The organism is Brevundimonas sp., from assembly GCF_004210735.1.
Classification (GTDB): Bacteria; Pseudomonadota; Alphaproteobacteria; order Caulobacterales; family Caulobacteraceae; genus Brevundimonas.
This window is the reverse complement of sequence record NZ_SDZL01000040.1, coordinates 19,999-27,356: the sequence shown is the minus strand read 5'-3', so window position 1 is coordinate 27,356 and position 7,358 is coordinate 19,999. Positions and strand designations below refer to the sequence as shown.

At 70.0% G+C, this 7,358-nt stretch carries 7 protein-coding genes; all 7 read right to left on the bottom strand.

Features of this window, described 5'->3' with window-relative positions; all coding sequences use genetic code 11:
- Nucleotides 1-128: 128 nt before the first annotated feature.
- From leuB to ilvG, 7 genes are read right to left on the bottom strand one after another with little or no spacing between them, the layout of a single operon-like run.
- Nucleotides 129-1,229: a 3-isopropylmalate dehydrogenase gene (leuB, locus tag EON91_RS10130; RefSeq protein ID WP_292094187.1), complete on the bottom strand. Its 1,101-nt coding sequence runs from the start codon at nt 1,227-1,229 to the stop codon at nt 129-131.
- Complete coding sequence (leuD, locus tag EON91_RS10125) at nt 1,226-1,819, bottom strand: 3-isopropylmalate dehydratase small subunit (protein ID WP_292094185.1); 594 nt, start codon at nt 1,817-1,819, stop codon at nt 1,226-1,228. Before leuD ends, leuB begins: the two co-directional genes overlap by 4 nt.
- Nucleotides 1,812-3,224, bottom strand: a complete 1,413-nt coding sequence (gene leuC, locus EON91_RS10120; RefSeq protein WP_292094184.1) for a 3-isopropylmalate dehydratase large subunit — start codon at nt 3,222-3,224, stop codon at nt 1,812-1,814. Before leuC ends, leuD begins: the two co-directional genes overlap by 8 nt.
- A complete protein-coding gene (locus EON91_RS10115) occupies nt 3,211-4,188 on the bottom strand; it encodes a branched-chain amino acid transaminase (RefSeq protein ID WP_292094178.1) in 978 nt (325 codons plus the stop codon). Before EON91_RS10115 ends, leuC begins: the two co-directional genes overlap by 14 nt.
- Nucleotides 4,172-5,413 carry a 2-isopropylmalate synthase gene (locus EON91_RS10110; protein ID WP_292094176.1) on the bottom strand — a complete coding sequence of 414 codons (1,242 nt, stop codon included), beginning with the start codon at nt 5,411-5,413 and terminating at the stop codon, nt 4,172-4,174. The genes EON91_RS10115 and EON91_RS10110 overlap by 17 nt, the downstream gene beginning before the upstream one ends.
- Nucleotides 5,410-5,655, bottom strand: a complete 246-nt coding sequence (locus tag EON91_RS10105; protein ID WP_292094175.1) for an ACT domain-containing protein — start codon at nt 5,653-5,655, stop codon at nt 5,410-5,412. Before EON91_RS10105 ends, EON91_RS10110 begins: the two co-directional genes overlap by 4 nt.
- A gap of 5 nt (nt 5,656-5,660) precedes the next feature.
- The gene (ilvG, locus tag EON91_RS10100; protein ID WP_292094174.1) at nt 5,661-7,355 is read right to left on the bottom strand and encodes an acetolactate synthase 2 catalytic subunit; all 1,695 of its coding nucleotides are present in this window, start codon (nt 7,353-7,355) and stop codon (nt 5,661-5,663) included.
- Between the last annotated feature and the right edge of the window lie 3 nt (nt 7,356-7,358).

Here is a 7,358-nt window from a genome sequence, read left to right as displayed (position 1 = left end):
CGGTCGCCGCCACCCGCGCCATCGTCGACGCCATCCGCGCCATCCACTGGGCGGCCGCGCGACACGTGCCGATGCACTGGGCGTGACACACCCTCTCCTCCCCCGTGAACGGGGGAGGAGAGGGTGTGTCACGCCCAGTGCATCGGCACGTGTCGCGCGGCCGCCCAGTGGATGGCGCGGATGGCGTCGACGATGGCGCGGGTGGCGGCGACCGTGCCCAGTTCGCCGCCCAGGTCGGCGGTGACGGCGCCCGAGGCCAGGACGGCGGCGACGGCGGCCTCGATCGAGCCGGCCTCGTCCTCCAGATCGAAGCTGTGGCGCAGCATCATCGCCGCCGACAGCACCATGCCCACCGGATTGGCCAGGTCCTGACCCGCGATGTCGGGCGCCGAGCCGTGGATCGGCTCGAACAGGCCGGGGCCGTCGGCGCCCAACGAGGCGGACGGCAGCAGGCCGATGGAGCCGCCCAGCACCGAAATCTCGTCCGACAGGATGTCGCCGAACATGTTCTCGGTCAGGATGACGTCATAGTCGCGCGGCCTGCGGATCAGGTGCATGGCCATGGAGTCGACCAGGGCGTGCTCCAGCGTGATCTGGGGATATTCCTGGGCGTGGATGCGGGTCACGACCTCGCGCCACAGGCGGCTGGTCTCCATGACGTTGGCCTTGTCGACCGAGGTCACCTTGCCCCGGCGCTGCTGCGCGGCCTGGAAGGCGGCGCGGGCGACACGCTCGATCTCGGGCGTCGTATAGACGCACAGATCCGAGGCGCGAGTGTCGGTCCGGGTCTTTTCGCCGAAATAGATACCGCCCGTCAGTTCGCGGAACACGATCAGATCGACGCCCTCGACGATCTCCTTTTTCAGCGGCGAGCGATGGGCCAGGACGGGCGAGACCTGAAGCGGGCGCAGGTTGGCGTACAGGCCCATCGCCTTTCGGATGGCCAGCAGACCCTGTTCAGGCCGGACCTTGCCGCCGTCCCATTGGGGCCCGCCGACCGCGCCCAGCAGCACGGCGTCGGACGCCAGACAGGCGTCTCGAGTCGCAGCGGGCAGGGGCTCGCCGGTCGCATCGATGGCCGCGCCGCCGATCAGATGTTCCGAAAATTCAAACCGGTGTCCGTAGATGTCGCCAATACAGGTCAGGACGCGCCGGGCCGCCAGGGCGACTTCCGGGCCGACGCCGTCACCGGGCAGGACGACGATGTTGAAGGTGCGGGCAGCGGTCATTGGGCGGTCTCCGGCGCGCGGGCGCGCTCATAGGATTCGATGGCGGGCAGCTTCGATTGCAGCCATCCCAAGGTGTCGACGCCGTCCAGCAGGCACTGGCGGGCGAAGGATTCGACGGCGAAGGGGACGGCGGGGGCGTTTCCGCGCCGGATCTCGGCGGCGTCCAGATCGATGGTCACCGGCTGGTCGGGATGGGCGGCCAGATCGTCCCAGGTCCCCTGATCGACGACGATGGGCAGGAAGCCGTTCTTCAGCGCGTTGGAGGTGAAGATGTCGGCGATCGAGGTCGAGATCACCGCCCGGAAGCCATAGTCCAGCAGCGCCCATGGCGCGTGCTCGCGCGACGAGCCGCAGGCGAAATTGGGGCCCGCCAGCAGGATGCGCCGCTCGGTTGGGTCGATGCGGTTCAGCACGGATTCCGGTCGGGGCGAGCCGTCCGTCTCGTAACGCCAGTCGTGGAAGGCGTGAGCGCCCAGCCCCTGGCGCGTGGTGGTGGTCAGAAACCGCGCGGGGATGATCTGGTCGGTGTCGATATTGGCCTGGCTGAGCGTCAGGGTGCGCGAGGTCAGGATCTTGAAGGGCTCAGGCATGGGCAGGGGCCTCCAGATAGGCGCGCGGGTCGGTCAGGACGCCGGCGACGGCGGTGGCGGCGGCGGTGGCGGGGCTGGCCAGGATGGTGCGGGCGCCCTTGCCCTGCCGGCCCTCGAAATTGCGGTTCGAGGTCGAGACGGCCAGTTGGCCCGGACCGACGAAATCGCCGTTCATGGCGATGCACATCGAACAGCCGGGGATGCGCCATTCGGCCCCGGCGGCGGTGAAGACGTGGTGCAGCCCCTCGGCCTCGGCGTCGCGGCGTACGGCCTCGGAGCCCGGGACGACCAGCATCCGCACGCCGGGGCTGACCTTGCGGCCCCTCAGAATGTCGGCGGCGGCGCGAAGGTCGGGCAGGCGGCCGTTGGTGCAGCTGCCGATGAAGACGACGTTGACGGGGTGACCGGTCGTCGCCTGACCCGCCGTGAAGCCCATGTAGTCGATGGCCTTTTGATCCGACTCGTCGCGCGGCTGGGGCACGGGGGCGCCGACGGAGGCGCCCGCGTCGGGGGTGGTGCCCCAGGTGGCCATGGGGCGGATGGCGGCGCCGTCCAGCGTCACCTCCTTGTCGAAGACCGCGCCGGGATCGGTGGCCAAGGTCAGCCAGTCGGCGACGGCGGCGTCGAAATCGGCCGGGACGTGACGGCGGCCGCGCAGCCAGTCGATGGTCGTCTGATCCGGGGCGATCATGCCCGCGCGGGCGCCCGCCTCGATGGACATGTTGCACAGGGTCATGCGCCCTTCCATGTCCAGCGAGCGCACGGCCTCGCCCGCGTATTCGATGACATGGCCCGTGCCGCCGCCGAAGCCGATGGCGGCGATGACGGCCAGGGCCACGTCCTTGCCCGAGACGCCGGGTTGCAGGGCGCCGTCGACGGTGACGCGCATCGCCTTGGCCTTGCGCTGCAGCAAGCACTGGGTCGCCAGCACATGGCCGACCTCGGACGTGCCGATGCCGAATGCCAGCGCCCCGAAGGCGCCGTGGGTGGCGGTGTGGCTGTCGCCGCAGACGACCGTCATGCCCGGCTGGGTCAGGCCCTGTTCCGGCCCCATGACGTGGACCACGCCGCGCTGGTCGCTGTCCCAGCCCGCCAGCTCAATGCCGTGACGGGCGCAGTTCGCCTCCAGCGTCTGGACCTGGGTTCTGGCTGCGGGGGTGAAATAGGGCCGTTCGCCGTCGGGCCCGGCGGGCAGGGTGGGGGTCGAATGGTCCAGGGTGGCGAAGGTGCGGTCGGGACGGCGCACGGTCAGGCCGCGCACCTCGATCTCGGCGAAGGCCTGGGGTGACGTGACTTCGTGGACCAGATGCAGGTCCACATAGATGACGCCGGGCGTGTCAGCCGTCTCCGCCGTCACGATGTGACGGTCCCAGACCTTGTCAAACAGGGTCCTAGGCGGGTTCATGGATGCGCTCCTTCTGCTCCGCCGCCGCCGCCGCCGCTGCGCCGATGGGCTCCAGCCAGCCGAAGCGGTCGGGGGTCGTGCCGTCGAACAGGCCGCGGAAGGCGGTATTGATCGCGCGGGTGATCGGGCCGGGACCGGCGGCGCGGGTCGGGATGCCGTCGATGGAGCGGACGGGGGTGATCTCGGCCGCCGTGCCGGTCATGAAGACCTCGTCGGCGACGTACAGCGCCTCGCGTGGCAGGGCCTGTTCGCGCGCCTCATAGCCCAGGGTGCGGGCCAGCTTCATCACGCTGTCGCGGGTGATGCCCTGCAGGATCGAGGCGGCGGCGGGGGGCGTCATCAGGACGTTGTCCTTGACCACGAACAGGTTCTCGCCCGCCCCTTCAGACAGGCGGCCGTCGACGCCCAGGGCGATGCCTTCGCCATAGCCGCCAACGCGCGCCTCGCGCCCGATCAGATAGCCGGACAGATAGTTGCCGCCCGCCTTGGCCCCCGCCGGGATGGTGTTGGGGGCGACGCGGTTCCAACTGGAGATGCAGGCGTCGACGCCTTTCTCCAGCGCCTCTTCGCCCAGATAGGCGCCCCAGGGGAAGGCGGCGATCATCACGTCCACGCGCATGGCGTCGGGCGACGGGGTGACGCCCATGCCGCACTCGCCCAGGAAGGCCAGCGGGCGGATATAGGCCGAGCGCAGCCCCTCGGCCCGCACCGCCTCTTTGCACGCCTGGACCAACTCGGCCTCATCGAAGGGCAGGGGGAAGTGATAGATGCGCGCGCTGTCGAACAGGCGGCGGATGTGGTCGGTCAGGCGGAAGCCGCACGGCCCGTTCGGCGTGTCATAGACGCGGATCCCCTCGAACACCGAGGTGCCGTAGTGCAGGGCGTGGCTCATGACGTGAACCTTGGCGTCCGCCCAGGGCGTCAGTTCGCCGTTGATCCAGATGTGTTCAGCCAGCGGCCGCATAGGCGCGTTCCTCGGATTGGGGAGAGGGGAAAGGGCGGCTGGCCTCGACCAGGGCCAGCAGTTCGGCGTCGTCGATCTCGCCGATCTCGTCCGCGCGGCGCTTGAAGCCGGCAAAACAGTCGGTCAGGTGCTGGCCGGTCAGGGCGTGGCCCAGGACCTCGGCGCGCTTGGCCACCGCATGACGGCCCGAGTGTTTGCCCAGGACGAAAAAGCTGCCCTCGAAGCCGACGTCCTGGGGCCGCATGATCTCATAGGTGCGGGCGTCGGCCAGCATGCCGTGCTGGTGGATGCCGGCCTCGTGGGCGAAGGCGTTGACGCCGACGATGGCCTTGTTGCGCGGCACCGGCGTGTGGGTGATCTCGCTCAGCATCCGGCTGGCGCGGACGAAATGGGTGGCGTCCACGTCGGTCGTGACGTTCAGACGGTCGGCGCGGACGCGCAGGGCCATCACCATCTCTTCGATCGAGGCGTTGCCGGCGCGCTCGCCGATGCCATTGATCGCGCCCTCGACCTGACGCGCCCCGCCCTGGACTGCGGCCAGGGAGTTGGCGACCGCCAGCCCCAGATCGTCATGGCAGTGGGTCGAGAAGACGACCTGCGGATGGCGCGGCCGCACCCGGCCGATCAGGAAGCGGAACAGGTCGGTGATCTCGTTCGGGGTGGAATAGCCGACGGTGTCGGGGATGTTCAGGGTCGTCGCCCCGGCGGCGGCCGCGACCTCGCACACCTCGGCCAGGAATTCCGGCTCGGTGCGGATGGCGTCCTCGGGGCTGAACTCGACATCGTCGAAGCGGGTGCGGGCATAGCGCACGGCGCGGTCGACGGCGGCCAGCACCTGGTCCGTCGTCATCTTCAGCTTGAACTCGCGGTGCGTCGGACTGGCGCCCAGGAAGATGTGCAGGCGGCGGTCCGGCGTGCCCTGCAAGGCGCGCCAGGCGGCGTCGATGTCGCCCTCCTGTGCGCGGGACAGGGAGCAGAAGACCGGGCCGTCGTCGCGGGCGACCTGGCCCACCACGCGGCGCACGCCTTCCTCGTCGCCGGGCGAGGCGGCGGCGAAACCGGCCTCGATCACATCGACCTTCAGGTCCGCCAGCACATGGGCCATGCGCACCTTGTCGTCGGGCGACATCGAGAAGCCCGGCGCCTGTTCGCCGTCGCGCAGGGTGGTGTCGAAGACGATGACGCGGTCGGGATCGGCGGCGACCGCCCTGGCTACGCGGCTCATGTCGCCACCTCTGGCTGGAAGGCGACGCGGTCCATGCCGAACAGCTTGTCGATCTGGCGGCCCAGGCTGTCGACGCAGCGGCCGTCGTCGCGACCGCGCACGGCCAGGGCGATCCGGCGCGCGGCGCCTTCTTCGGTCAGGCTCATGCCGTCGATGTGGAAGCCCCGGCGCTCGACCAGGCCGATGAGACGTTGCAGGGAGCCGTCGGCGCGATCGATGCGGATGTGGATGGTGTCGGTCATGGCGTTCAGCCCTCGATCATTTCAGCGTTGTTCTTTCCGGGCGGGACCAGCGGCCACACGTTTTCCCGGGGGTCGATGACGACGTGCGCAAGGCAGGGACCGGGCGCGGCCAGCAGGCGCGCGATGCCGGGCGAGACCTCCTCGCGCCGGCTAATTCGGAAGGCCTCTATGCCGAAGGCCTGGGCCACCTTCACGAAGTCCGGATTGTCGGACAGGTCGATCTCGGAATAGTTCTCGGCGAAGAACAGCTCCTGCCACTGGCGGACCAGGCCCAGCGAGCTGTTGTCCAGCAGGACGATTTTCAGCGGCACGCCGTAGCGGCGCAGGGTCGCCAGCTCCTGGACGTTCATCATGAAGCCGCCGTCGCCGGCGATGGTGACGACCGTGGCGTCCGGCGCGGCCAGCTTGGCCCCCAGACCTGCGGGCAGGCCGAAGCCCATGGCCCCCAGACCGCCCGAGGTGATGTGCGCCTCGGGCCGGGAAAAGCGGCAGTGCTGTGCGGCCCACATCTGATGCTGGCCGACGTCGCAGGCGGCGACGAAGCGGTCGCCGGCGGCTTCGGACAGTGTCTTCAGCAGGGCGGGGGCGTACACGCCGTCGCCGGGCGCGTCATAGCGCGGGGCGTGGCGCGCGGCGGCCGAGGCGCAGCGGATGATCCACGGGTCGATGGCCAGGGGGGAGGAAGCCAGACGCGCGGACAGCGCCTCGATCGCCGGCTTCAGCTCGCCTGTGACGGCGACATGGGCGGTGCGCAGCTTGCCGATCTCGGCGGCGTCGATGTCGAAATGAACGACGCGGGCGTGGGGCGCGAACTCGGCCAGCTTGCCCGTGGCGCGGTCGTCGAACCGGGCGCCCAGGACGATCAGCAGGTCGCTGTCCTGAACCGCCTCGTTGGCCGCGCGCGAGCCGTGCATGCCCAGCATGCCCAAGAAGCCGGGGGCGTCGGTGGGGATGGTGCCCAGGGCGTTCAGGGTGGCGATGGACGGGATGCCGGTCGCCTCGGCGAAGGCGCGGACGGCGTCGGTGGCGCGGCCGATCTTCACCCCGCCGCCGATGTAGATCAGTGGGCGTTCGGCGGCGCGGATGAAGCGCTCGGCCTGGGCGATCGCATCGTGGTCCAGCGGCGCGACGTGGTTCGGGCGATTGAAGCCGAAGTCGTCGGCGGCCTGACCGACCTGAACGTCCTTGGGCAGATCGACCAGGACCGGGCCGGGGCGGCCGGTCGCGGCGATATGGAACGCTTCCTCGACCGCCGCCGGGATGTCGGCCGCGTGGCGGATCAGGATCGAATGCTTCACGATGGGCAAGGTGACGCCCAGGATGTCGATCTCCTGAAAGGCGTCGGTGCCCATGACGCCCTGGGCGACGTTGCCGGTGATGCAGACCATCGGCACGGAATCCATCATCGCATTGGCGATGCCGGTGACCAGATTGGTCGCGCCGGGGCCGGAGGTGGCCATGCAGACCCCGACCCGGCCGCTCATCCGGGCGTAAGCATCGGCGGCGAAGGCCGCGCCCTGTTCGTGGCGGACCAGGATGTGCTTCAGCGACGAGCCGGTCAGGGCGTCATAGACGGGCATGATCGCGCCGCCCGGATAGCCGAACACGACCTGCACCCCCAGCCGCTCGAGCGTCGAGACCAGCAGGCGGGCGCCGCTTTGATGAGCGGTGTCGGGCGCGGCTTTCAGGGCGGCGGTCATGGC

What these genes read in the sequence shown, in the direction of transcription:
- EON91_RS10105 (WP_292094175.1), bottom strand. Translation starts at nt 5,655, where the DNA reads ATGACCGACACCATCCACATCCGCATCGATCGCGCCGACGGCTCCCTG.
- EON91_RS10110 (WP_292094176.1), bottom strand. Translation starts at nt 5,413, where the DNA reads ATGAGCCGCGTAGCCAGGGCGGTCGCCGCCGATCCCGACCGCGTCATC.
- leuD (WP_292094185.1), bottom strand. Translation starts at nt 1,819, where the DNA reads ATGCCTGAGCCCTTCAAGATCCTGACCTCGCGCACCCTGACGCTCAGC.
- leuC (WP_292094184.1), bottom strand. Translation starts at nt 3,224, where the DNA reads ATGAACCCGCCTAGGACCCTGTTTGACAAGGTCTGGGACCGTCACATC.
- leuB (WP_292094187.1), bottom strand. Translation starts at nt 1,229, where the DNA reads ATGACCGCTGCCCGCACCTTCAACATCGTCGTCCTGCCCGGTGACGGC.
- EON91_RS10115 (WP_292094178.1), bottom strand. Translation starts at nt 4,188, where the DNA reads ATGCGGCCGCTGGCTGAACACATCTGGATCAACGGCGAACTGACGCCC.
- ilvG (WP_292094174.1), bottom strand. Translation starts at nt 7,355, where the DNA reads ATGACCGCCGCCCTGAAAGCCGCGCCCGACACCGCTCATCAAAGCGGC.